The following is a 22570-nucleotide window of genomic DNA, read 5'->3' on the forward strand; positions in this document are numbered from 1 at the left end:
GGGCGGGAGTAGGAGCGCGGCATGAAACCCGTCATCTTCGGTCTGTCCGGCCCCGTCCTCACGCCAGACGAGCGCGCCTTCTTCGCGGAGGCGGAGCCCGCCGGCTACATCCTGTTCGGGCGCAACGTGGAGAGCCGCGGGCAGGTGCGGGCGCTGACCGATGCGCTGCGCGAGCTGGCGGGGCGCGACGATCTCGCCATCCTGATCGACCAGGAAGGCGGCCCGGTGGCGCGGATGCGACCGCCCGAATGGCCCGCCTTTCCCGCCGGGCCGGTGTTCGACGCCGCCTACGAGGTCGCGCCGATGACCGCGATCCAGGCGATGCGCGCCAACGGGGAGGCGCTGGGCCTGATGCTGTCGGAGGCGGGCGTCACCGTCGATTGCGCGCCGCTGCTGGACGTGGCGCAGCCGGAGACAACGCCGGCGATCGCCACCCGCGCCTATGGCCGCGAGCCGATGCGCGTCGCGGCGCTGGGGCGGGCGATGCTGGAGGGGCTGGCGCTGGGCGGAGTGGTCGGGGTGGTCAAGCACATGCCGGGACACGGGCGGGCGCTCGTCGATTCGCACCATCTGCTGCCCAGGGTGACGGCGCCCGCCGCGGCGCTGGAGGACGATCTCGCCCCGTTCCGCGCGCTGCGCCACGCGAGCATGGGCATGACCTCGCACATCGTGTTCGAGGCGTGGGACGCCGAGCGCCCGGCGACGCTGTCGCCGACGGTGATCGGCGAGGTGATCCGCGGCGCGATCGGCTTTGACGGGCTGCTGATGACCGACGATATCGACATGAAGGCGCTGTCCGGCAGTGCCGCCGACAAGGCGGCGAGCGCGATTGGAGCGGGATGCGACCTGGTGCTCGATTGCTGGGCGCGGATGGACGAGATGGTCGCGATCGTCGATCGGCTGGACGAGATCGCGCCCGCCTCCCGCGCGCGGCTCGACCGGGCGATGGCGGCGCGGGCGATGCCCGTCGGCGATCTGGCCGAGTGTATCGCGCGCCGCGACGCGCTGCTCGCTGCCGCGACGGCGTAGAAACGCCGGTTCGGCTGGCAAAGTCGCGCGACAACGACTAGGTTCGACGCCACACACCAGGAGTTAGCGCCATGGGCAGCTTCAGCCCGATCCACCTGCTCGTCCTCGCCGTCGTCGCCATCCTGCTGCTCGGCGGCGGACGTTTCTCCAACCTGATGGGCGACGTCGCCAAGGGCGTGAAGAACTTCAAGAAGGGCATGGCCGAGCAGGACGACGACGTGCCGGCCAAGCGGATCGAATCGCAGAACAAGGCCGAGTCCGCGTTCGACCGCGACGGCAACCGCACGCGCGACGGCGTGCGCGACGAGCGCTGATCCGTTTCCGCTGAGCTGGCGCCGTGTTCGGAGTCGATTCGTCTGAGTTTCTGCTGATCGCCCTGGTGGCGCTGGTAGTGATCGGTCCCAAGGACCTGCCCAAGGCGATGCGCGTGGTCGGCTACTGGGTCGGTCGCGCGCGCGGCGTCGCGCGCCAGTTCCGCTCCGGCTTCGACGCCATGGTGCGCGAGGCGGAGCTGGAGGAGATGGAGAAGAAATGGGCGGCGGAGAATGAGCGGATCATGCGCGAGCATCCGCAGCCCACCGCCGACGCTGCGCCGTACGGCGATGCGGCGGCGACGGCGCCCGAGATGACGGAAGCCGAGAAAGCCGTGACGGTGGAGCGGCCGGAAGTGGCGCCCGCGGCGGATGATGAGGCCGCGCGGCCTGCGGGCCGGACCGAGGGGGCCTCCTCGTGAGCGAGATCGACGACAGCCGGGCGCCTCTGCTCGACCACCTGATCGAACTTCGCCGTCGATTGCTGTACTGCATCCTCGCGGTCGCGGCGGCGTTCGCGGTATGCTTCTATTTCTCGGAAGCGATTTTCGGCTTCCTGGTCCAGCCGCTGTTGAGGGCGGGCCAGGGGACGCTGATCTACACCGAAATCTTCGAGGCCTTCTTCGTTCAGGTGAAGGTGGGGTTCTTCGCGGCGATGATGGTGTCCTTCCCGGTCATCGCCAACCAATTGTGGCAGTTCGTCGCGCCTGGCCTGTACCGCAAGGAGAAGCGGGCGCTGCTGCCGTTCCTGCTGGCGACGCCGGTATTGTTCCTGATGGGCGCGGCGATGGCGTATTTCGTTGCCATCCCGATGGCACTGCACTTCCTGCTCGGTTTCGACGGCATCGTCGGCGGGGTGCGACGCGAGGCGTTGCCGGCGGTCGGCAACTACCTGTCGTTCATCATGCAATTCCTGTTCGGTTTCGGGTTGTCGTTCCTCCTGCCGGTCCTGCTGATGCTGCTGGAACGCGCCGGAATCGTGACACGTCAGCAGTTGATCTCCGCCAGGCGCTACGCGATCGTGGGTGCCACGGCGATCGCCGCCGTGCTCACCCCTCCGGATCTGATGAGCCAGATCCTGCTCGCCGTCCCACTCGTCATCCTTTACGAACTCGCGATCATCGGCATCTGGTTTACCGAACGCCGCCGCGCGCGCGAGAAGGTGATCGAGGAAGCTTGATTGCCAGTGCGGAGTGACGGGGTGACCGTCACCTCCGCGGGGCGCCGCCGGCGGGGTGGGATCGATGTCACGTCGCCTCAATCCAAGATCGTCGCGATTAGATGGTCGTGAGCGCTGTCCGATGCACGATAGCCGCTTGGGCTAAGCGAAGGTGAAGCAGCTATCGCAGCGTCAGTGCTCTTGTCACACGCTTCTACTTCGATGCCAGCATAGAAGCGCGCTATACTCCGGATGCGCGAACGGGCGCCCGCGTCGAATACGCGGGCGCCCGTCCTGTCGTGATCGCCGGGCTTACTTGGCGCCGTCGGCGGCATTGGCGACGGCATTGCCGGCCGAGCTGACGTCGCGACCCGCACCTTCGACGGTGTTACATGCCGACACGAGCAGTGCCGTTGCCGCGATGGCGAGACCAACGAGATTACGCATGAGATACCTCCTGAACAGGCTTGAATGCCGCAGGTGGCAATGATCGTCCGCGGGGTTCGTTCCACGCGCGGTACGATCCGGTGCTCTGAGTAGGTGGTAACGGAAGAGATTAAGGCCCGAAAGCGTCACCGGGGGGGAGGGGTAGACGCTTCCGGGCCTATGTCGTGGATCGCGATAAGCGGGGGGGGCGTAAGGTCGCGATCCGCTATGCATAACCAGCAATGAGCGGCCGGGTTCCGCGCGGGGGCGGGCTTCCCGGAAATAATTCTCGTCAGTCGCGGCCGATCACGGCAACGGCGATCTCGTAGGCGCCGGTGAGCGGATCGTGGTGCAGCTTGGAGCGCAGCTGGCGCGACAGGCCTTCCATGACGCGGCCGTAGCGGGTGCCGGCGAGGTCCCTCAGCGTGTCGCCGTCGACCAGCGCGCGGGAAACGACGCGCAGCACGGCACGGGTATCGGTGTCGGCGGGCTTCACCGACACGCGGATCTGCGCGGCGGGATCGCAGCCGGCGGCGAGCTCGATCGCCTCCGTCACTAGGAAGGCGACGGCGACCGCCACGTCCTGGTTGACCAGGAACGGATCGACGTCGAGCGTCAGGCCGATCATGTGCTGCTGTTCGGAGGCGGTGGCGCGCAGGTTGGAGGCGAGTTCGCCGATCAGCGTGCGCAGATTAAGGCCGCGATGCTCCTCCAGCTCGGCGAAATGATGGCGGTGGACGACCGCCAGCGCGTCGACCCGGCGCTGGATCGAGGCATAGGCCGCGGTCGCATCGGCGGAGCGCGCGCCGCGCGCGTGGAAGTTGATGAGACTGGAGATGACCTGAAGGTTGTTCTTGACGCGGTGATGGACCTCGCGCGTCAGCTTGGTCTGCCGACGCAGGCCTTCCTCCAGCCCCTCCTCGTGATCGGCGACGGTGCGCGACAGGGTCCGGAACGTATCGGCGAGGTCGCTGATCTCCTGCGTGGGCAGCATCCAGCCGCGCGGATCGATGACGGTGCCGGGCGTATAGGCGGCAACGCCCGCGCGAAGCCGCCGCAACGGCCGCAGCAGCAGCCGATCCACGACCAGCCAGGCGATGCCCGCGGCGGCCGCCCACATCAGCAGCGGCAGCAGCAGCGCGATGACCAGCGACGAGGTGATCGGCGCGCTGCGCACGCTGGTCTGCAGGCGCAAGTCGGCGATACCGAGCGGCGTCTCCATCGTCTCCAGCCGCTGGAACACGCCGCCCGCCGGCGCCGGCTCGAGCGGCAGCGCCTCGCCGTCGACGATCAGCGCGCTGGCGAAGCTCGTCGCGCGGCTGGTCGGCTGACCCAGGCGGCGCAGCACGTCGCGCGGGAAGAAGGCACGCGCCGACACGTCGTCGCGCGCGCCCTCGACACTGAGCACGACGCCGCGGGCGGGGAGGATGTCGGCGCCGAAGGCAGTGCCGTCGGGCAGGCCGTCCGTGGCGGGCAGGCGCGTGCCGCACAGCAGGCGACCGTCACGACCGGCAATTTCGAACCGGGCGCCGGCGGAGGCCTGTTGCGCGAACACGCCCTGGGCGCGCGCGCAGCTCGCCGCGTCGGTGGGGTCGATGCCGAGCGCGTTCACCGCGACGCGCAGCGCCGTCATGTCGCCGACCAACTCGATCGCGATCGCGCGTCCGCTCTCGGCGGCGGCGATGCGCAGCCGGGCGCGCGCCTCGGCATCGGCGAGGCGGCTGGTCTGGAGCGTCGCAAATACGGCGATCAGCGCCAACGGCAGCAGCGCGGCGCTGAGGATCAGGAACAGCTTGGCGCCCGTCGGCCAGCGCGCGATGCGGCTGCTCCGCGGGAGCGGCGCGTCGTCGGGCTGGGGCGCGGGATCGATGTCGCTCATCGATCCGCCGGTCAGGATAGCTTGCCGAGCAGATCCAGCAGGTCGTCCGGCACCTTCTCCTCCACGGTACGCTGATATACCGAGCGAAGCGCCGATCCCATCTCGCGATCGGACCCCAGTTCCGGCGCGGTATCCAGCGAAGGCGCCGTTTTCTTCTTATCTTGACCCAACCCGAAAAAATCCCCCTGGGGACGCCCGGCGGAGAAGGCCGGACGACCGGTGCCTCATCTCCAGGCACGGCTTCAACAAGGGGCGGAAACTAATCGGCGCTTCGTTGGTTCCGACCCTTGCACGAAAAAGCAGATCGCCGTGCACGGGGGGCTTCCATGCGGTGTTCCGCATTGCATCGGCGCCGTCCCGCGCACAGATGGGCTGGACGTTCACCCCTTCAACCGCCGCGACGACCCGTCGTCGCGGGTCGGCCAAACAAGTTCTCCAGGGAGTTTTCACCGCCCATGTCGCTCGGACAGCAACTCGCCCCGCACCTTCCTTTCCTGCGGCGCTACGGCCGGGCCCTGACCGGCAGCCAGACGCACGGCGACCGTTACGTGCGTGCCACGCTGGAGGCGATCGTCGCGGCGCCCGACCAGTTCCCGCGCGACGTGGAGCCGCGGCTGGGTCTCTACCGGATGTTCCAGGGCATCTGGAATTCGGCCAATTACGACGAGATGGAGGACCATCTCGGCAGCGAGTTGGACGGGGCGGAAGCGGTGACGCGCGCGCGCCTCGCTCGGATGACGCCGCTGTCGCGCCAGGCGCTGCTGCTCACCGCGATGGAGGGCTTCACCCCGGAGGACGCGGCCTATCTGATCGACACGGACGCGAGCGAGGTCGAGCGGCTGGTGGCGGAGGCGCTGTCGGAGATCGAGAACCAGACGCGCGCGCGCGTGCTCATCATCGAGGACGAGCCGATCATCGCGATGGATATCGAGGCGATCGTCCGCGACTTGGGCCACGACGTGACCGGCGTGGCGGTGACGCGCGACGAGGCGGTGGGCCTGGCGATGGAGGACCGACCGGGTCTGGTACTGGCGGACATCCAGCTTGCCGACGACAGTTCGGGCATCGACGCGGTCAAGGATATCCTGGCCGAGTTCGAGGTGCCGGTGATCTTTATCACCGCCTTCCCGGAGCGGCTGCTGACCGGCGAGCGGCCTGAGCCGACGTTCCTCATCACCAAGCCGTTCCAGCGGTCCACGGTGAAGGCGGCGATCAGCCAGGCGCTGTTCTTCGACCAGAACACCGCGCCCGAGTGATTTCACTCGCGGCGATGACAAAGGTTACGGACCTAAAACGATTTTCGGGGGTTTGAAGAGCCATGGCTGATCCGAACGACCGCATCGAACTCAACACCGACGAGGCTCGCGCCGGATCGACGCCGCATATGACGCGGTACATCCTGCCCATCTCGCTGGTGCTCATCATCGTGATCTTCGCGGTCATGGTCTTGCGCTGAGGCGATTTCCTGAACCACGTGATGGAAAAGGGGCGGATCGCTCCTAGATATTGGCCCGGCGCGCGTGTGCCGGGCTGCATGATCGGAAATGAATGACTGAGACCACGCTGCGCGACGATGACGCGGACACGCCGGAGGCGGCGCCCGTCGAGCACGTTTCGCTGTCCGACCCGGAGTTCAAGACGCAGCTCGCCCAGGTCATCCCGCACCTGCGCGCGTTCGGTCGTTCGCTGTCGGGCAGTCGCGACCTCGCCGACGATCTGGTGCAGGAGACGCTGTTGAAGGCGTGGGCGGCGCGCAAGCGCTTCCAGGCCGGTACCAACATGCGTGCCTGGACCTTCATCATCCTGCGCAATCTTTATTTGTCGCAGATGCGCCGCGCGCGCTTCAAGGGCGAGTGGGACGATCTCGTGGCCGACCGCATCCTGGCGGCACCGGCCAGCCAGGATCGCCACGTCGAGCTGGGCGACATGCAGCGCGCGCTGATGCATCTGCCGCAGCCGCAGCGCGAAGCGCTGATCCTGGTCGGCGCGGGTGGCTTCGCTTATGAGGAAGCGGCCGAGATCTGCCAGGTGGCGGTGGGCACGATCAAGAGCCGGGTGGCGCGCGGTCGTGTCGCGCTCGAGGCGCTGATGACGGATGGGCAGCTACCGTCACGCCGTGAGCACGTCACTGATACCAGCAAGACGGTGCTCGATACCATCATGGGCAATGTCGATCAGCTCAGCGGCGGCCGCTGATCCGTTCGGCATCCGGCTTCGTTTCCATGCGGGGCAGCAGGCGCGCGATCGGATCGGGGATGGCGCGGTGAACAGCGTAGACCCGCTGCAGCAGTGCGCCGATCGCATCCCAGCGGCGCGGCGGACGCACGACCTGCTCGCCGTCGTGTCGATCGATCAGCAGGGATGACGTCGGTGTCATATCAGTGAAACGCATCGTTGTCGCTTTCGTTGCCCGCGATCGTTGACCTCGCGGTGCGTGACGTCGTGATCGATCCCCGGCTGCCGGAGGCGCTGGAGCGGGCCCGGCGATGGTCGCCGTTCCTCGATATGCTCGCCGCGCGCGAGCCGGCGATCGCCGCGGCGGCGGCGGAAGGGCGGCTCGACCGATCCCTGCCAGCGATCGATCCGGCGATGCCGGTCGGTCGGGCGCTGCGCCTGCGCCGTCGGTCGCTGGCGCTGTCGGTGGCATTGGGCGATCTGGCCGGCGTGCTCGACCTGACCGGCGTGACGCGGGCGCTGAGCGACTTCGCCGACGAGGCGCTGGACCTGGCGATCGGCACCGCGATTGCCGAGCGCTACCCGGACGCGGAGCCGCTCGGGTTCGCCGGCATCGCGCTGGGCAAACAGGGCAGCCGCGAACTCAACTATTCCTCCGACATCGATCCGATCCTGTTGTTCGATCCCGAGACGCTGCCGCGGCGCGCGCGAGAGGAGCCGGAGGAGGCGGCGGTGCGGATCGCGCGCCGGGCGGTGGAGCTGTTGCAGGCGCGCGACGGCGACGGGTACGTGCTGCGCGTCGACCTGCGACTGCGGCCGTCGCCCGAGGTAACGCCGATCGCGGTGCCGGTGAACGGCGCCATCGCTTACTATGAGAGCCAGGCGCTGGCCTGGGAACGCGCCGCCTTTATCCGCGCCCGCGCCGCCGCGGGCGACCACGCGCTGGGGCAGCGTTTCCTGGACGCGGTGCGGCCGTTCGTGTGGCGGCGGACGCTCGATTTCGGCGCGGTAGGCGAGATGCGGGCCTTGTCCGCACGCATCCGCGACCATCACGCGCACGGCCAGCGTCTGGGGCCGGGATACGATCTGAAGCGGGGGCGCGGCGGCATTCGCGAGGCCGAGTTCTTCGCGCAGATCCATCAGCTGATCCACGGCGGCCGAGACCCCGTGCTGCGCGCGCCGGCGACGCGCGACGCGCTGGAGGAGCTCGCCATCGCCGGCTGGATCGACGTGGGCGAGGCGCACGCGCTGGCCGACGCGTACGCGCTGCTCCGGACGATCGAGCACCGGGTGCAGATGGTGGACGACAGGCAGACGCACGCGCTGCCCGCGGGCGAGTCGCTGGACGGGGTGGCGCGGTTGCACGGGCTGGCGGACGGAGCGGCGCTGATCGACCTGCTCGCCCCGCACGTCGAGCGGGTCGGGCGCATCTACGACGCGCTCGACGATCGGCAGCGGCCGGCGCTGTCGCGCGATCCGGCGCTGCTCGGTGCGGCGCTGGGCGCGGCCGGCTTCGCAGAGGAGGCGGCGGCGCGGGTCGCGGCGTGGCGGGCGGGCACCTATCCGGCGCTGCGCAGCACGGCGGCGCGCGACGCACTGGAGGCGGTGCTGCCGGTCCTGGTCGAGGCGCTGGGCGCCGCGCCCGATCCCGGGGCGGCGCTCAACCGGTTCGACCGGATGCTGGAGCGGATGCCCAGCGCCATCAACGTGTTCCGGCTGCTGGAGGCGCGGCCGGGGCTGGCGGAACTGCTCGCTCGCATCCTCGCCCATGCGGGCCCGCTCGCCGACGAGCTGGCGCGGCGGCCGGCGTTGATCGACGGGCTGATCGACGCGACGGCGCTGGGCGACGTGGGCACGGTAGAGACGCTGGCCGCGGCGATGCGCGGCGGCGACGCGGACGATTATCAGGGGCGGCTCGACCATGTCCGCCGCGTGGTCGGCGAGCGGCGTTTCGCGCTCGGCGCGCAGATCGTCGCGGGCAGCGCCGACCCGCTCGATGTGGCGGCCGGCTACGCCCGCGTCGCGGAGGCGGCGGTGGCGGTGCTCGCCGAGGCGACGGTGGCGGAGTTCGCGCGCGCGCACGGTCGGGTGCCCGGCAGCGAGCTGGTGATCCTGGCGCTGGGGCGGCTGGGCGGTGGCGCGCTGACCCACGCGTCGGACCTCGACCTCGTCTACCTGTTCACGGGCGATTTCGGCGCCGAGTCGGACGGGGCACGGCCGCTCGGCGCGACGCTCTACTACAACCGGCTGGTCGCGCGGGTGACGGCGGCGCTGTCGGTCGCGACGGCGGCGGGGCCGCTCTACGAGGTTGACACGCGGCTGCGGCCATCGGGCGCGCAGGGGCCATTGGCCGTGTCGCTCGACAGTTTCGCGCGCTACCAGCGCGAGGACGCCTGGACCTGGGAGCATATGGCGCTGACCCGCGGGCGCGCGGTGTTCGGCTCGGCGGCGGCGCGGCAGGCGGTGGCGGCGGTGATCGCCGGCGTGCTCGGCGGCGAGCGGCCGGCGCGCGACGTGGTGGCGGACGCGCGCGGGATGCGCGACGAGATGGCGCGGCACAAGCCCCCGCGCGGCGAGATCGACGCCAAGCTGCTGCCCGGCGGGCTGGTCGACCTGGAGTTCGCCGTGCACGTGCGGCAACTGACCTGCCGGACGGCGTTTCACCCCGACTTGGCCCAGGCGATCGACCGGCTGGTCGAGGCGAAGCTGGCACCGGCAGCGATTCGCGGGGCGCACGACGTGCTGGGGCGGTTGCTGGTGGTGTTGCGCCTGCTCGCGCCCGACGCGGCGGCGCCGGTGCCGGCGACGCGCGCGCTGGTCGCGGCGGCCCTGGGCGAGGAGGATTGGGACGGCGTGGTTGCCAGCCTGGCGGCGGCGCGGCAGGAGGTGGCGGCATGGTGGCAGCAGATCACGTGATCGCGCCGGGCGATCCGATCCCGGCGGTGACGCTGGTGGGGCAGGCGGGGACGATCGACCTTGCCGCCATATCGGGCGCGCTGGTCGTCTATTTCTATCCCAGGGCGGATACGCCGGGGTGCACGCGCGAGGCGCAGGACTTCTCCGCGTTGAGCGAGGCGTTCGCCGCGGCGGGCGTGCGGGTGATCGGCGTCTCGCGCGACGCGCCGGCCAGGCACGCGCGCTTCGCCGCCAAGCACGATTTAACGGTGGAGCTGGCCAGCGACGAGGACGGCAGCGCCTGCGCGGCGTTCGGGGTGTGGGGCGAGAAACAGCTCTACGGCAAGACGTACATGGGCGTGGAGCGCGCGACCTTCCTGTTTCGCGACGGGCGGCTGGTGCGGGCGTGGCGCAAGGTCAAGGTGCCGGGCCACGCCGCGGCCGTGCTGGAGGCGGCGGAAGCTCCACGTGACCGATAGCGTCGCCGCCGCGTGCCGGGCCGTGCTGCTCGCCGACGAGCCGCGGGCCAAGGTGCGGCTGGCGCGGGCGGCGGCGCGGGCGTGGCGGCGCGGCGCCCTGGCGTATCGGTTCGACGCGGCGATGCCCGACGTGCCAGCGCGGCCCGACCGACCCGAGCTGCTGCCGCCCAATCGCATGCCCAAGCGGGGGCGCGGTGGATCGGAGCGGGGGCGGGCGGCGATGCTGCACGCACTGGCGCACGTCGAATATTCGGCGATCGACCTCGCCTTCGACGTCGCCGGACGGTTCGGCGCCGAGTTCCCGCGGCGCTTCGTCGACGACTGGCTGTCGGTGGGCGCGGACGAGGCGATGCACTTCGCGATCCTTGATCGCAGGCTGCGCGTGCTTGGCGGCGGGTACGGTACGCTGCCCGCCCATGCCGGCCTGTGGGAGGCGGCGGCCGCGACCGCGCACGACGCGGCGGCGCGGCTGGCGGTGGTGCCGATGGTGCTGGAGGCGCGCGGCCTGGACGTGACGCCGGCGACGGTGGCGCGGTTCGAGGCGGCCGGCGACGCGCCGTCCGCGCGCATCCTGCACCGCATCTACACCGACGAGATCCGCCACGTCGGCTTCGGCGCCAAATGGTTCGGCTATCTGTGCGCGAATGCGGGGATTCGGCCCGCGCCGCACTGGCAGCAGCTGGTCCGCACCCATTTTCGCGGGCAGCTGAAGCCTCCGTTCAACGATTCGGCGCGCACCCGCGCCGGTTTGACGCGCGACTTCTACGAACCCCTTGTCGCGGGCTGACTTCTTCCGCCACACAGGCTGCGACTGGCGAGCGGAGGGGCTGCGAACCAAGTCGGGGATGGACTGAGCCGGTCCTTTCGGGGGCGCCGGCGCTTCGCATTGGGGTTCGATGACCAAGCTGATTTCCCTGCTCGCCGCGGCGAGCTTCGTGGCTGCTCTGCCGGCTGCGGCAAATGCCAACGATGCCGCGACGGCGATGGCCGGGGCGGCCACGGCGACCGCCACCGCCGAGGTGGCGACTGAACAGCAGTTCAAGGCGCTGTTCCAGACCTGGAAGGGTTTCGACGGCGGCCTGCAGCCCAAGGGCGCGATCGCCATCCCCTCGGTCCAGCCGGTCACCGAGATGCAGTTCACCAGCAATTTCGGCATCCGCAGCGATCCGTTCCAGGGCACCGCGCGGATGCACGCCGGGGTCGACATCCGCGGGCCGATCGGCACGCCGATCTACGCGACCGCCGACGGCATCGTCGCGCATGCCGATCGCCAGGGCGGTTATGGCAATTTGATCGAGATCAACCACGGCAAAGGTATCGCGACCCGGTACGGCCACCTGTCGAAGATTCTCGTCGCCGATGGCGGCCGGGTGACACGCGGGCAGCTGATCGGGCTGATGGGATCGACCGGCCGGTCGACCGGTTCGCACCTCCATTACGAGGTGCGGATCGACGGGCACGCGGTCAACCCGCTGCCGTTCCTGACCACCTCCGACTATTTGCTCGCGTCGCAGGACCAGGCGGTGCGGATGATCCCGGTGACGACCGAGGCGGCGCAGGACTGATCCGGTTGTCCCCGGGCTCGCCCGAGCCTATCTGCCGATCATGACCGACATCGCCCTGACCCCGGCCGCGGCCGCCCGCGTGGCGACGATCGCAGCGAAGCAGAACAAGCCCGCGATCCTGCGCCTGTCGGTGGATGGCGGCGGCTGTTCGGGCTTCCAGTATAAATTTGGTTTTGCCGACGCCGCCGAGGGCGACGACACGGTGGCGGAGACGGACGGCGTGCGGCTGGTGGTCGACAGCATCAGCCTGGATTTGGTCCGCGGTGCGCGGGTCGATTACGTCGAATCGCTGGGCGGCGCGGCGTTCAGGGTCGACAATCCGGTCGCGGCGTCCGGTTGCGGTTGCGGAACCAGCTTCTCGGTTTAAGACCGGTGGCGTGAAGATCGTCACCTACAACGTCAACGGCATCAAGGCGCGGATCGACCGGCTGGTCGAGTATCTGACCGAGGCCGACGCCGACATCGTCTGCCTTCAGGAACTGAAGGCGTCCGACGAAACATTCCCGCTGCCGGCGATCGAGGCTGCGGGGTACGGTGCAGTATGGCATGGGCAGAAGGCGTGGAACGGCGTCGCCGTGCTCGCCCGCGGCAAGACGCCGGTGGAGCGGCTGCGCGGCCTGCCCGGCGAGCCGGAAGACGAGCAGAGCCGCTACCTGGAGTGCGAGGTGGACGGCCTGGTCGTCGCGTCGCTCTACCTGCCCAACGGTAACCCGCGGCCGGGCCCCAAATTCGACTACAAGCTACGCTGGATGGAGCGGCTGCGCGCGCGCGCCGACGCGTTGCTGGCGGAGGAGGTGCCGGCGGTGCTGGCGGGCGACTATAACGTGATTGCCAACGACGACGACACCTTCTCCGTCCGCGCGATGCAGGACGACGCGCTGATGCAGCCGGAAAGCCGTGCCGCCTATCGCCGGCTGCTGGCGTCGGGCTGGACCGATTCGCTGCGCACGCGGCATCCGACGGGAGGGGTGTGGACCTTCTGGGATTATCAGGCGGGCGCCTGGGCACGCGACGCGGGGTTCCGCATCGACCATCTGCTGCTCAGCCCGCCGGCCGCCGACCGGCTGGTCGATGCCGGCGTCGACAAGGAGTTTCGCGGGCGCGAGAAGGCGAGCGACCACGCGCCGACCTGGGTCTCGCTGCGATGAAGGTCGCGGTGGCCACGGCGGCGCTGCTGCTGCCGGCGGCCGCGTGGGCGCAGGACGAGGGGCCGCGCTTCTGTCCCAATCGTCCGTCGCTGGAGAGTTCGGCCTGCACCACCGAGCCGGGGCGTGTGCATGTCGAGTTCTCGGTCGCCGACTGGACGCTGGACGACGATGCCGGCGAGCGGAACGACACGATCCTGGGCGGCGATTTCCTCGCCAGGCTGGGCGTCGGGTCGTCGACCGAAGTGCAGCTCGCCTGGACGCCGGTCGCCTACGCGCGCACCCGCGACAAGGCGACTGGTGCCGTCAGTCGTGTCGCGCGGCCGGGCGACGCGCGGCTGGCGGTGCGGCAGAACCTCGCCAATCCGGACGGCAGTGGCCTGTCCTACGGGCTCGAACCGTTCGTGACGCTGCCGGTCGGGCGGTCGCCGGTCGGGGCGGGCACCTGGGGCGCGGGCGTGGTGCTGCCGGTGACGTACGACGTCAGCGACACGGTGAACGTCGGCTTCACCGGCGAGCTCGACGCAGCGCCGGACGACGACGGCCGCGGCCGGCACCTCCAGTATAGCGGCGTCGCGGCCACCTCGTTGCAACTGACGCGAGCGTTGTCGCTGACGGTGGAGGGCGAGTTGCTGCGCGACCGCGATCCGACGGGGCACGAGACGCAGGCGCTCGCCGGGCTCGGCATGTTGTGGAAGTACAGCCGCACGCGTGCCTTCTACGCGGAGGCGATCGGCGGGTTGAACGGTGCCTCGCCCGACGTGCAGCTTTACGCGGGGGTGGCGGCATTGTTCTGATGCCGGCTTCCTGTCGCCTCTGATGTCCACCGACCTAGGTCGTTGATGCAAATATCTACCCCGGCGCAGGCCGGGCCCAGTTGGGAAACGGTAAGGATGAGGGAAGCGCTCCTCACGTCGGCCGATGCAACTGGGCCCCGGCCTGCGCCGGGGTGGATGTCAGGACGGAAAAGCGCCGACTTGATCCTGCGTGAAGTCGGCGGCGAGCGCTCCTACAGCGCCTTCTCGTACACGTTGTACACCTTGTTCACCCGGCTGCGGATCGTCTCGGCGATCGAGCGCATGCCCTGGTTGTCGTCCAGGACCCAGCCGATCTCGCCGCGACTGGCACCGTAGCGCTCCACCGAGGCGCGGCGGATATACTCGATCATCATGAAGGCGAGCTGCGACGCCATGCGCGACGATTGCAGGTCCTTGACCACACCCATCAGCGGCACGCGCATGGTGCGGACCTTGGGCGCGCGCAGCCACAGGAGCAGCTTGGCCCAGCCGAACGGGAGCAGCGATCCGTTCAGTGGCCGGATCGCCTCGTTCAGGTCGGGCAGGGTAATCATGAAGGCGACCGGTCGGCCGTCCAGCTCGGCGATGCGGATCAGGTCGTTGAACACGATCGGCTTCAGCTTGACGCCCACGTCCTTGATCTCGGGCGGGGTAAGGGGAATGCCGCCCCAGTTTTCCGACCATCCGTCGTTGAGGATATCCAGGATGATCGCGGCCTCTTCCTCGAACTTCGACTTGTCGACCTCGCGGATGCGGATGCGCTCGTTCTTCTCGCCCGACGCGATGATCCGCTGTACGATCGGCGGGAAGGTTTGCGTGATGTCGAGTTCGTACGTCATCAGCTGCTTGACGAGGGTATAGCCAGCCACCTCGATCCAGCCGCGATATTCGGGTTTGTGGTGGCCCATCATCACCGTGGGAGGATGATCGTACCCTTCGACCAGCAGGCCCGGTTCCTCCCAGATCGATTGCGAGATGGGGCCGAGCGCGCGCGTCATCCCCTCGGCACGGAGCCATTGTTCGGCACGGGCGAGCAGGGCGAGGAAGATATCTTCCCGCTCCGCGTCCATCAGTCCCCACTGGCCGACGCCCGGTCCGAACCCCAGTGCCGGATCAATCGTCAGCGCCAGCGTATCGATGTGCGCGGAGATACGCCCGACGACGCGGCCATTCTCCTCGGCCAGGAACAGCTGCGCCTTGGCGTGGCTGTACCAGCCGTTCTTCTCGGGCGTAATCATGCCCAGCGCCTCCGACCTGAGCGGCGGCACCCAGTGCGGATCGTCGGCGTAGAGGCGGAAGGGCAGGTCGACGAACGCCTTGCGGTCGCGCTTGGTCTCCACGGGGCGTATCGTCAGCGTGTCGGTCATCGATCGTTCCTTGCCTGTTAGTGCCGTAAACGGCCGGATCGATCATAGCGAGTGGCGATTCTCGGCCGCGGACGGCTGTAAACACCATGCTGTCGCCACTATTTGCAGGGCATGGAGATGCCCATGGCCAGCAGTTTCACGCTCGATCGCGCGCCCGCGCCCGTTTCCGCGGGCGCCGCGCCCGTCAGGACCGCCGACGACAAGGCGATGCTGCGTGCCGCCGCCGACCTGACCCGCCAGCTGTCGACGCCCAGGCCCACGATCTACTGGGCGGACCTGCTCGGCTCGGCGCTGATCGGTTACGGCGCACTGGCGGTGGCGATCCTGTCCGCCTCGACGGCGGTGAGCGTGGTCGCCGGCATCGTCGCGGTGCTGGGCCTGTACCGCGCGATGAGCTTCATCCACGAGGTGAGCCATATGAAGCACAGTAGCCTGCCGCATTTCCGCGCCGGCTGGAACGCGGTGGTCGGCGTGCCGATGCTGATCCCGTCCTTCATGTACGAGGGCGTGCACAACCTTCATCACGCGAAGACGCGTTATGGCACCGTGGAGGACCCGGAATATCTGCCGCTGGCGCTGATGAAGCCGTGGACGCTGCCGCTGTTCATCGTCGTGTCGGCGCTGGCACCGGTGGCGTTGCTGTTCCGCTACGCCGTGCTGTCGCCGCTCTCGCTGCTGTCGCCCAGGCTGCGGACCGTGGTGGTGGAGCGTTACTCTGCGCTGGCGATCAACCCGCAATTCCGCCGCCGCGCGCCGGAGGGCGAGGCAAAGGCGCAGTGGAACCGGATTGAGACGGCGGCGAGCCTGTGGGCGATCGCGCTGATCGCGCTGGTGGCCACGGGAACGCTGTCGCCTCGCTCGTTCGCGATCATCCTGGCGGTCGCGTCGGCGGTGGCGGTCGTCAACCAGGTGCGGACGCTGGTCGCGCATCTGTGGGAGAATGACGGCGAGCCGATGAGCGTCACCGCGCAGTATCTCGACACCGTCAACGTGCCGCCGCCGACGCTGCTGCCGGCGCTGTGGGCACCGGTCGGCCTGCGCTATCACGCGCTCCACCACCTGCTGCCGAGCGTTCCGTACCATGCGCTGGGCGAGGCACACCGGCGGCTGTCGGCGATGCTGGAGCAGGACTCGCCGTACCACAAGGCGAGCTATCCGGGATTGCCGATGCTGGTCGGCAAGATCGCGCGGAGCACGATGCTGAAGCGGTGAGCGGCGAAAGCAACGTCGTAGGAGGTGGCCGCTCCCCGGCCGCGCCGACGTGACGAGTGTTCACTTTGCGGAGCTAGAGCATCTAGCTCTAACACCGTTCGCGCTGAGGAGGCATTGAGCTTGTCGAAATACCGTCTCGAAGCACATGCCCTTCGAGACGAGGCTTCGACAAGCTCAGCTTCTCCTCAGGGCGAACGGTCGTCGTCAGGATTTGCGCTCAATACTTTTGGAGAGGCCGCCCGCTTATTCCTCGGTCCGGAACAGCACCGCCTCGCCGATCAGGAAGAACAGCAGGAACGGCGCCCAGGCGGCCAGGAAGGGCGGGTAGGCGCCGAGATTGCCCATCGCCAGCGCGAAATTGTCGGCGACGAAATAGGCGAAACCGAGCGCCATGCCGATCACCGCGCGCACGAACAGCTGGCCCGAGCGCGCAATGCCGAAAGCGGCGACGGCGCCGAGCAGCGGCATCAGGATCGACGATAGCGGCCCCGACAGCTTGTGCCACAGCGCGCCCTCCAGCGCCTTGGTCGGGCGGCCCGCGTCGGCGAGGTCGTCGATAGCCTCGTTCAGCTGGTCGAAGGGCAGGCTGTCCGGATCGACGGTGGCGAGCGTGAACTGGTCCGGGCGAACGCCGCGGCCGATGACGACCGATCCCAGCCGAGTCTGGCGGCCATCGCCGACGGTAAAGCGCGTGGCGTCGGGGCCGATGCGCCAGCCGTCGCCGTCGCGCACGCCGCGGGTGGCGCGGACGATCGATCGCAGGTTGCCGCCGGCCCGGTCGTAGAGGGTGACGCCGCCCATAATTGCAGCGTCGCCGCGCCCGCGGATCTGGTCCGCCTCGATCAGATCGTCGCCGTCGCGCACCCACACGTTGCTGCGGTCGCCGCGATCGATCGGCAGCGGACCGTAATCGACCTTCTGCCACTGCGTCAGGGTCGCGGTGGCGCGCGTCACCACGCGCTCGTTGAAGGCGAAGGACAGGATCGCGACGCCCATGCTGGCGACGATCAGCGGCGCCAGCACCTGGTGCGCCGACAGGCCCGCGGCCTTCAGCGCCACCACCTCGCTGTTCTGGTTCATGGTGATGAGCGTCAGGATGGTGCCGAGCAGCACCGAGAAGGGCAGGAAGCGCGCGATGATCTGCGGCGCGCGCAGCGACACGTAGGTCCACACCTGCGCCTGGCCGTTGCCGGGCACCGCGAGGATGTCCCCCGACTCGCTCAGCAGATCGAGCGCCTGGAGGACGAGCACCAGCGCGAACAGGATCGCGAAGGTGCGCACCAGGAACAGCCGCCCGGCATAGCGCGCGAAGGTGCGCGACGGAAAGAAGCTCATGCCCTTCATGGTGCGGCCCTCATTGCGGCGCCAGTTCGCGGCGGCGACCGGGTAGGCGACGGGTGATCGCCTTTGCCAGCTTGGCGAAGCCGCGTTCCAGCGCGCCGATCGGCTGGCCGCCCGGCACGTGCGCGATCTGATAGTACATCCACCAGACCAGCGCCGCGAACAGCGCGAACGGTGTCCATAGCGCGAGCGCGGGATCGACCCGGCCCAGCTCGCCGATGCCCTGCGCATATTCGTTGATCTTGTGATAGGTGACGATCATCACGATCGACAGGAACACGCCGAGCGCCGAGGACGATCGCTTCGGCGGCACGCCCAGCGCGGCAGCGAGCATCGGCAGCAGGAACATCGTCGCCACCTCCACCAGGCGGAAGTGAAATTCGGACCGGCTGGCGTCGCGCAGCCGCTCGGTGCCGCCGGCATGGCCAAGGCGCGCGAGTTCGGGCAGGGTGAATTCCAGATTGCGGCCGCCGCGCTGGCGGAAGCTCTCGATCTTGGGTAGGTCGATCGGCAGGTCGTGGGCGGTGAACTGCAAGACCCGCGGGGTGCGGAAGTCGGGCCGGTTGTGGACCAGCGTGCCGTTATTCAGGCGGAAGATGATGACGTTGGGATCGTCCGTCGCCATGAATTGCCCGCGCTCGGCGGTGACGGCCAGCCAGTCCTGCTTGGGCGTCTGCACGTGGACGAAGATGCCGGACAGGTCGCGCCCCGAATCGCGGCTGCGCTCGATCCGGAGCGTCATGCGGCTGCCAAGATGGGTGAACTCGCCGACCTTGATCGACGCGCCGAGCGCGCCGGTGCGCAGTTCGAAGCGCAGCCCCTCGTAGTAATAGCGCGCGATCGGCTGCACGTAGCCGACGATCGCCAGGTTCACGGCGGCCAAGCCGATGGCGTAGAGGTATGGCACGCGCAGTAGCCGGGCATAGCTCATGCCCACGCCGCGCATCACGTCCAGTTCCGACGAGGTGGCGAGGCGGCGGAAGGCGAGCAGGATGCCCAGCATCAGCCCGATGGGGATGCCCAGGCCCAGATATTCGGGCAGCAGATTGGCGAGCATCCGCCACACCACGCTGATCGGCCCGCCCTGCGTGGCGACGAAATCGAACAACCGCAGCATCCGGTCGAGCACCAGCAGCATGGCCGAGATGACGAGCGTGGCGAGCAGCGGCAGCGCGATCAGCCGCGCCATGTAGCGATCGATGGACTTCATGCGGGGGAACGCTCGCTCGGCAGGGTGGCGGCGGGTATAGGAGGCGGCGCGCCCGTCGTCTCCCCCCAAAAACGGTGCCTACTCGGCGGCGATCTGCGCCGGCGGCGGCGGTCGGCGGCGCATCGTGTCCGCGACGGCACGATCGAGCGCGGCGAGCGTGAACGGCTTGCGCAGCACCGCGTGGTCGCCGAACTCGGCGGCGTTGGCCTCGCCGGCGAAGCCGGTGACGAACAGCACGGCGACGTGTGGGAAGCGCGGCAGCAGCCCGGCCACCATCTCCGGCCCCGTCTGGCGCGGCATCAGCACGTCGGAGACGACCAGCGACACCTGCGGGTGGCGGGCGAGCAGGTCGGGCGCGTCGAGCGGGTCGGGGCAGGGGACCGTGCGATGGCCGAGCTCCTCCAGCGCGCCCACCGTCGCGGTCAGCACGCGCGGATCGTCCTCGACGACCAAGATGTCGTGGCCGTCCGCGTCGTCGGCGGCGACGGCATCGGCGACGGGCTCGGCCGCGGGCGACTCCACCGCGGCGACGTCGCGCGGCAGGTAGAGCGTGACGGTGGTGCCGCGTCCCGGCGCCGTGTCGATGCCGATCTCGCCGCCGTGAGCCTTGACGAAGGCGAAGATCTGGCTGAGGCCGAGGCCGGTGCCGCGTCCGGCTTCCTTGGTGGTGAAGAACGGCTCGAATACCCGTTCCGCCACCTCCGGCGTCATGCCGCAGCCGTCGTCGGCGACCGCCACGGTGACGTAGTCGCCCGCGGCGCAGCGGCCCACCGCCTCCGCGCCCAGCGTGACCGCGTCGGTGGCGATGGTGATGGTGCCGCGGCCGTTCACCGCGTCGCGGGCGTTGACGGCGAGGTTGAGGACGACGTTTTCCAGCTGCACCCGGTCCGCGCGGACGCGCCAGCCGTCGGCGCCGTCGCGGGTCACCAGCGTGATGCCGTCACCCAGCGTCCGGTCGAGCAGGTCGGACATCGCGGCGATCAGCGCGAAGGCGGCGATCGGTTCGGGCTTGAGCGACTCCTCGCGGCTGAACGCGAGCAGCCGCCGGGTCAGCGCGGCGGCGCGGTTGGCACCCTCTGTCGCGTTGTCGATGTGTCGACGTGTAGCTGCCAGCGTGGTGCTGCGCCGGGCAAGCTCCAGCCCGCCCAGCACCACCGCCAGCATGTTGTTGAAATCATGGGCGATGCCGCCGGTCAGCTGGCCCACCGCGTCCATCTTCTGCGCCTGGCGGAGCTTCGCCTCCTGCGCGCGCAGCTCCGCCGTGGCCTCGGTCACCGCGCGTGACAATTCCTGCGCACGCTCGCCCGCGGCCTCCGCGTCCGCCTGCGCCAGCGCGCGCTCGTTGGTGGCGCGCAGCGATACCCAGCCGAGCACGATGGCGCCCAGCACCAGCAGGATGCCGAACACGGCCAGCACGCCGGCGATGCGGCTGGACGCCGCGACGCTGCCCGCCGCCACCTGCGCCCGCTCGTCGAGCAACGCGCGCTCGCGGGCGATGACGGTGTCGAGCAGGTGGTTGATCTGAATGAGCGAGGCCGCCTTGCGCGTCTGGTAGAAGCGCGCATAGGCTAGGCTGTTCTTGCCGTAGGTCGTCGACAGCGCCGTGGTCGACAGTTCGCGACCGCGCGCTTCGTAGGCGGCGCGCAGCTGCCTGATCGCGGGGCCCTGATCCGAATTGTCGTGGGTGATGTGGTCGAGCCGGTCGATCTGCCCGCCCGCCAGCGTCCACTCGTCATAATAGAGCTGCCCGAGCTGCTTGTCGCCGGAGATGACGTAGCGGCCGAGCGACGCCTCCGACCGGGCGATGGTGCCGGCCAGCGTGCGCGCCAGGATCATCACGTCGTAGCTGTGCCGCTGCCGTGCCAGCGCCAGGTCGCGCTCGCGATTGGCGCCGCCCAGCGTCACGATCAGCGCGACCAGCACCGCCGCGGCGGTGAGCGCCATCGCGCCCAGCGCCAGCGTCTGCCAGAACCCTACGCCCCCCGGCGTGCCAGTGTCGCCATCCCGCTCCACGGGCCGTTTCTACCGCATTCGCCGCCGCGTCGGAAGCCGTGCCGCTCGGCTCAACCGATCGCCCCCACCGCCTGCCCCGCGCTGCGGAACATCGCCAGCACGCGGGTCAGCTGATCGGTCGTGTGTTCGGCACATAGCGAGCAGCGCAGCAGGTAGGTGCCCTGCGGTGTCGCCGGCGGCCGCGCGACGTTGACGTAGAGGCCGCCGTCCAGCAGCGCCTGCCACATCGCCACCGCCTGTTGCTGATCGTCGAGGATCACCGCGACGATCGCGCTCTGCGGCGTTTCCGTGCCGAGCTTGAAGCCCATGGCGGTCAGGCCGCCGTGCAGCTGCCGCGCATTGGCCCATAGCCGCTCGCGCTTCTCCGTCGCGGTCGCCAGCTTGCGGATCGAGGTGGCGGCGGTAGCGACTACGGAGGGCGGCAGGCTGGCGGTGAAGATATAGGGGCGGCAGGCGAGGCGGATCGCCTCGAACTTGGGATGGTCCGACACGCAGAAGCCGCCCACCGTGCCGACCGATTTGGAGAAAGTGCCGATGACGAAGTCCACGTCCAGGCCCTGATCCTCGTACACGCCGCGGCCGTTGGGCCCGAAGAACCCCATCGAGTGCGCCTCGTCGACCAGCACCATGGCGCCGTGCTTGCGGCTGACCGCGACCATCTCCCGAAGCGGCGCGATATCGCCGAGCATCGAGTAGACGCCTTCCAGCACGACGAGCTTGCCCGCTTCCTTGGGCAGGCGGCCGAGCCGCTTGTCGAGATCGTCGACCGAATTGTGGCGGAAGCGGACGATCTCGGCCACGCCCTGCTTGCAACCGTCGTAGATCGAGGCGTGGCTGTCGGCGTCGAGGATGACGTACTCGCCCTTACCCACCAGGGTCGAGATCATGCCGAGATTGGCCATGTAGCCCGTCGAGAACACGATCGCACCGGTCATGCCGTAGAAGTCGCGCAACGCCTGCTCGACCTCGACGTGATCCTGGAAGGTGCCGTTCAGCATCCGGCTGCCGTTGGTGCCGGAGCCGAAGCGGTCGAGCGCCTGCTTGCCCGCCGCGACCACGTCCGCGTCGAAGGTCATGCCCATATAGTTGTAGGTGCCGAGCAGGATCGTCTCCCGCCCCTTGATGACCGCCTCGGTCGGGCTGCGGACCTCTTCCATCACGATTGCGAAGGGATCGGTGACGCCGCTGTCGATCAGCGCCCGTCGCTCGGCGATCAGGCCGTCGAACTTCGACATCAGGTCGCGGTCCGGGGCGACGGGCGCCGGATCGAGATCGAGCGTCTCGGGCTGGAGGCCGGTTTCGGTCACTGCTTCAGCTTCTCCACCGCGTCGACCAGCTGGCCGACCGTCTCGATCTCGGCCTGCATGTTCATCGTGATGATGATGTCGAACTCGTCCTCGATCGCGGCGACGAAATCCATCACGGTCAGGCTGTCCCACTCCAGGTCGCCCTGGAAGGTGGTGGCGTCGGTCAGCGCGACGCCCTTCTTGTTGAATGGCTCGATCTGCCGGGTGACGGTGTCGAAGATGCTGTCGCGGTCGCTCATGCGGGGTCCTTGGGCGAGAAT

The 22570-nt window shown here is 69.3% G+C and carries 25 protein-coding genes; 15 read left to right on the forward strand and 10 right to left on the reverse strand.

Features of this window, described 5'->3' with window-relative positions; translation table 11 throughout:
* Window positions 1–21 precede the first annotated feature (21 nt).
* From BM145_RS00330 to tatC, 4 genes are all read left to right on the forward strand, one after another.
* The gene (locus BM145_RS00330) at window positions 22–1029 is read left to right on the forward strand and encodes a glycoside hydrolase family 3 N-terminal domain-containing protein (protein WP_093329888.1); all 1008 of its coding nucleotides are present in this window, start codon (window positions 22–24) and stop codon (window positions 1027–1029) included.
* A gap of 71 nt (window positions 1030–1100) precedes the next feature.
* Window positions 1101–1343 carry a twin-arginine translocase TatA/TatE family subunit gene (locus BM145_RS00335; protein ID WP_093329890.1) on the forward strand — a complete coding sequence of 81 codons (243 nt, stop codon included), beginning with the start codon at window positions 1101–1103 and terminating at the stop codon, window positions 1341–1343.
* Window positions 1344–1366: 23 nt separating this feature from the next.
* A complete protein-coding gene (gene tatB / locus BM145_RS00340; protein WP_093329893.1) occupies window positions 1367–1762 on the forward strand; it encodes a Sec-independent protein translocase protein TatB in 396 nt (131 codons plus the stop codon).
* Complete coding sequence (gene tatC, locus BM145_RS00345; protein ID WP_093329896.1) at window positions 1759–2520, forward strand: twin-arginine translocase subunit TatC; 762 nt, start codon at window positions 1759–1761, stop codon at window positions 2518–2520. Before tatB ends, tatC begins: the two co-directional genes overlap by 4 nt.
* 291 nt (window positions 2521–2811) lie before the next feature.
* On the opposite strand, the gene BM145_RS00350 is transcribed toward tatC, so the two are convergent.
* The 3 genes from BM145_RS00350 to BM145_RS16265 form a co-directional block, all read right to left on the reverse strand.
* Window positions 2812–2946 carry an entericidin A/B family lipoprotein gene (locus BM145_RS00350; RefSeq protein WP_093329898.1) on the reverse strand — a complete coding sequence of 45 codons (135 nt, stop codon included), beginning with the start codon at window positions 2944–2946 and terminating at the stop codon, window positions 2812–2814.
* A gap of 271 nt (window positions 2947–3217) precedes the next feature.
* Window positions 3218–4804 carry a sensor histidine kinase gene (locus BM145_RS00355; RefSeq protein ID WP_093329899.1) on the reverse strand — a complete coding sequence of 529 codons (1587 nt, stop codon included), beginning with the start codon at window positions 4802–4804 and terminating at the stop codon, window positions 3218–3220.
* An 11-nt stretch (window positions 4805–4815) separates the two neighbouring features.
* Entirely contained in the window at window positions 4816–4974 is a 159-nt protein-coding gene (locus tag BM145_RS16265) for a NepR family anti-sigma factor (RefSeq protein ID WP_245738976.1), read from the reverse strand.
* Between the two features lie 285 nt (window positions 4975–5259).
* On the opposite strand from BM145_RS16265, the gene BM145_RS00360 reads away from it, so the two are divergent.
* The 3 genes from BM145_RS00360 (at window position 5260) to BM145_RS00365 (ending at window position 7000) form a co-directional block, all read left to right on the forward strand.
* Entirely contained in the window at window positions 5260–6060 is an 801-nt protein-coding gene (locus tag BM145_RS00360) for a response regulator (protein ID WP_093329901.1), read from the forward strand.
* Between the two features lie 62 nt (window positions 6061–6122).
* Window positions 6123–6260: a hypothetical protein gene (locus BM145_RS15895; protein WP_177200029.1), complete on the forward strand. Its 138-nt coding sequence runs from the start codon at window positions 6123–6125 to the stop codon at window positions 6258–6260.
* A gap of 92 nt (window positions 6261–6352) precedes the next feature.
* On the forward strand, window positions 6353–7000 hold the full coding sequence (locus BM145_RS00365; RefSeq protein ID WP_093329904.1) for a sigma-70 family RNA polymerase sigma factor: 648 nt from the start codon (window positions 6353–6355) through the stop codon (window positions 6998–7000).
* Here BM145_RS00365 and BM145_RS00370 read toward each other — a convergent pair.
* On the reverse strand, window positions 6984–7196 hold the full coding sequence (locus tag BM145_RS00370) for a hypothetical protein (RefSeq protein WP_093329906.1): 213 nt from the start codon (window positions 7194–7196) through the stop codon (window positions 6984–6986). The two genes, BM145_RS00365 and BM145_RS00370, sit on opposite strands and share 17 nt — an antisense overlap.
* A 23-nt stretch (window positions 7197–7219) precedes the next feature.
* Here BM145_RS00370 and BM145_RS00375 point away from each other — a divergent pair, with 23 nt between their 5' ends.
* The 7 genes from BM145_RS00375 (at window position 7220) to BM145_RS00405 (ending at window position 13860) form a co-directional block, all read left to right on the forward strand.
* On the forward strand, window positions 7220–9895 hold the full coding sequence (locus BM145_RS00375; RefSeq protein WP_342741790.1) for a [protein-PII] uridylyltransferase family protein: 2676 nt from the start codon (window positions 7220–7222) through the stop codon (window positions 9893–9895).
* The gene (locus BM145_RS00380) at window positions 9874–10353 is read left to right on the forward strand and encodes a peroxiredoxin (protein ID WP_177200030.1); all 480 of its coding nucleotides are present in this window, start codon (window positions 9874–9876) and stop codon (window positions 10351–10353) included. Before BM145_RS00375 ends, BM145_RS00380 begins: the two co-directional genes overlap by 22 nt.
* Complete coding sequence (locus BM145_RS00385) at window positions 10343–11140, forward strand: ferritin-like domain-containing protein (protein WP_093329909.1); 798 nt, start codon at window positions 10343–10345, stop codon at window positions 11138–11140. Before BM145_RS00380 ends, BM145_RS00385 begins: the two co-directional genes overlap by 11 nt.
* Window positions 11141–11249: 109 nt before the next feature.
* Window positions 11250–11918 carry a M23 family metallopeptidase gene (locus BM145_RS00390; RefSeq protein ID WP_093329911.1) on the forward strand — a complete coding sequence of 223 codons (669 nt, stop codon included), beginning with the start codon at window positions 11250–11252 and terminating at the stop codon, window positions 11916–11918.
* A gap of 40 nt (window positions 11919–11958) precedes the next feature.
* The gene (gene erpA / locus BM145_RS00395; RefSeq protein ID WP_093329914.1) at window positions 11959–12285 is read left to right on the forward strand and encodes an iron-sulfur cluster insertion protein ErpA; all 327 of its coding nucleotides are present in this window, start codon (window positions 11959–11961) and stop codon (window positions 12283–12285) included.
* A 10-nt stretch (window positions 12286–12295) separates the two neighbouring features.
* Window positions 12296–13066 (forward strand): exodeoxyribonuclease III, encoded by a 771-nt coding sequence (gene xth, locus BM145_RS00400; RefSeq protein ID WP_093329916.1) that lies wholly within the window; start codon window positions 12296–12298, stop codon window positions 13064–13066.
* Complete coding sequence (locus BM145_RS00405; RefSeq protein ID WP_093329919.1) at window positions 13063–13860, forward strand: transporter; 798 nt, start codon at window positions 13063–13065, stop codon at window positions 13858–13860. The genes xth and BM145_RS00405 overlap by 4 nt, the downstream gene beginning before the upstream one ends.
* Before the next feature lie 212 nt (window positions 13861–14072).
* Here the strand turns inward: BM145_RS00405 and BM145_RS00410 are convergent, their stop codons facing one another.
* On the reverse strand, window positions 14073–15227 hold the full coding sequence (locus BM145_RS00410; RefSeq protein WP_093329921.1) for an N-acetyltransferase: 1155 nt from the start codon (window positions 15225–15227) through the stop codon (window positions 14073–14075).
* Window positions 15228–15350: 123 nt separating this feature from the next.
* Between BM145_RS00410 and BM145_RS00415 the strand changes: the two genes are divergently transcribed.
* The gene (locus tag BM145_RS00415; RefSeq protein ID WP_093330751.1) at window positions 15351–16439 is read left to right on the forward strand and encodes a fatty acid desaturase family protein; all 1089 of its coding nucleotides are present in this window, start codon (window positions 15351–15353) and stop codon (window positions 16437–16439) included.
* A gap of 243 nt (window positions 16440–16682) precedes the next feature.
* Here BM145_RS00415 and lptG read toward each other — a convergent pair whose 3' ends face one another.
* The 5 genes from lptG to BM145_RS00440 all read right to left on the reverse strand — a co-directional run bounded on the left by lptG (window position 16683) and on the right by BM145_RS00440 (window position 22549).
* Entirely contained in the window at window positions 16683–17783 is a 1101-nt protein-coding gene (lptG, locus tag BM145_RS00420) for an LPS export ABC transporter permease LptG (protein ID WP_093329923.1), read from the reverse strand.
* A 10-nt stretch (window positions 17784–17793) separates the two neighbouring features.
* Window positions 17794–18990, reverse strand: a complete 1197-nt coding sequence (gene lptF, locus BM145_RS00425) for an LPS export ABC transporter permease LptF (RefSeq protein ID WP_177200031.1) — start codon at window positions 18988–18990, stop codon at window positions 17794–17796.
* A gap of 78 nt (window positions 18991–19068) precedes the next feature.
* Window positions 19069–20934, reverse strand: a complete 1866-nt coding sequence (locus BM145_RS00430; RefSeq protein ID WP_093330756.1) for an ATP-binding protein — start codon at window positions 20932–20934, stop codon at window positions 19069–19071.
* Window positions 20935–21053: 119 nt separating this feature from the next.
* Window positions 21054–22238 carry a serine palmitoyltransferase gene (gene spt / locus BM145_RS00435; RefSeq protein WP_093330758.1) on the reverse strand — a complete coding sequence of 395 codons (1185 nt, stop codon included), beginning with the start codon at window positions 22236–22238 and terminating at the stop codon, window positions 21054–21056.
* Between the two features lie 68 nt (window positions 22239–22306).
* Entirely contained in the window at window positions 22307–22549 is a 243-nt protein-coding gene (locus tag BM145_RS00440) for an acyl carrier protein (protein WP_093329927.1), read from the reverse strand.
* Window positions 22550–22570 lie beyond the last annotated feature (21 nt).

The sequence above is a fragment of the Sphingomonas rubra genome (genome assembly GCF_900115745.1).
GTDB classification, from domain to species: Bacteria; Pseudomonadota; Alphaproteobacteria; order Sphingomonadales; family Sphingomonadaceae; genus Sphingomonas; species Sphingomonas rubra.

Coding starts and splice junctions, on each gene's coding strand:
- BM145_RS00330 (WP_093329888.1), top strand. CDS start 22: ATGAAACCCGTCATCTTCGGTCTGTCCGGCCCCGTCCTCACGCCAGAC.
- BM145_RS00335 (WP_093329890.1), top strand. CDS start 1,101: ATGGGCAGCTTCAGCCCGATCCACCTGCTCGTCCTCGCCGTCGTCGCC.
- BM145_RS00350 (WP_093329898.1), bottom strand. CDS start 2,946: ATGCGTAATCTCGTTGGTCTCGCCATCGCGGCAACGGCACTGCTCGTG.
- BM145_RS00355 (WP_093329899.1), bottom strand. CDS start 4,804: ATGAGCGACATCGATCCCGCGCCCCAGCCCGACGACGCGCCGCTCCCG.
- BM145_RS00360 (WP_093329901.1), top strand. CDS start 5,260: ATGTCGCTCGGACAGCAACTCGCCCCGCACCTTCCTTTCCTGCGGCGC.
- BM145_RS15895 (WP_177200029.1), top strand. CDS start 6,123: ATGGCTGATCCGAACGACCGCATCGAACTCAACACCGACGAGGCTCGC.
- BM145_RS00365 (WP_093329904.1), top strand. CDS start 6,353: ATGACTGAGACCACGCTGCGCGACGATGACGCGGACACGCCGGAGGCG.
- BM145_RS00370 (WP_093329906.1), bottom strand. CDS start 7,196: ATGCGTTTCACTGATATGACACCGACGTCATCCCTGCTGATCGATCGA.
- BM145_RS00380 (WP_177200030.1), top strand. CDS start 9,874: ATGGTGGCAGCAGATCACGTGATCGCGCCGGGCGATCCGATCCCGGCG.
- BM145_RS00390 (WP_093329911.1), top strand. CDS start 11,250: ATGACCAAGCTGATTTCCCTGCTCGCCGCGGCGAGCTTCGTGGCTGCT.
- erpA (WP_093329914.1), top strand. CDS start 11,959: ATGACCGACATCGCCCTGACCCCGGCCGCGGCCGCCCGCGTGGCGACG.
- BM145_RS00405 (WP_093329919.1), top strand. CDS start 13,063: ATGAAGGTCGCGGTGGCCACGGCGGCGCTGCTGCTGCCGGCGGCCGCG.
- BM145_RS00410 (WP_093329921.1), bottom strand. CDS start 15,227: ATGACCGACACGCTGACGATACGCCCCGTGGAGACCAAGCGCGACCGC.
- BM145_RS00415 (WP_093330751.1), top strand. CDS start 15,351: ATGGCCAGCAGTTTCACGCTCGATCGCGCGCCCGCGCCCGTTTCCGCG.
- lptG (WP_093329923.1), bottom strand. CDS start 17,783: ATGAAGGGCATGAGCTTCTTTCCGTCGCGCACCTTCGCGCGCTATGCC.
- lptF (WP_177200031.1), bottom strand. CDS start 18,990: ATGAAGTCCATCGATCGCTACATGGCGCGGCTGATCGCGCTGCCGCTG.
- BM145_RS00430 (WP_093330756.1), bottom strand. CDS start 20,934: ATGGCGCTCACCGCCGCGGCGGTGCTGGTCGCGCTGATCGTGACGCTG.
- spt (WP_093330758.1), bottom strand. CDS start 22,238: ATGTCGAAGTTCGACGGCCTGATCGCCGAGCGACGGGCGCTGATCGAC.
- BM145_RS00440 (WP_093329927.1), bottom strand. CDS start 22,549: ATGAGCGACCGCGACAGCATCTTCGACACCGTCACCCGGCAGATCGAG.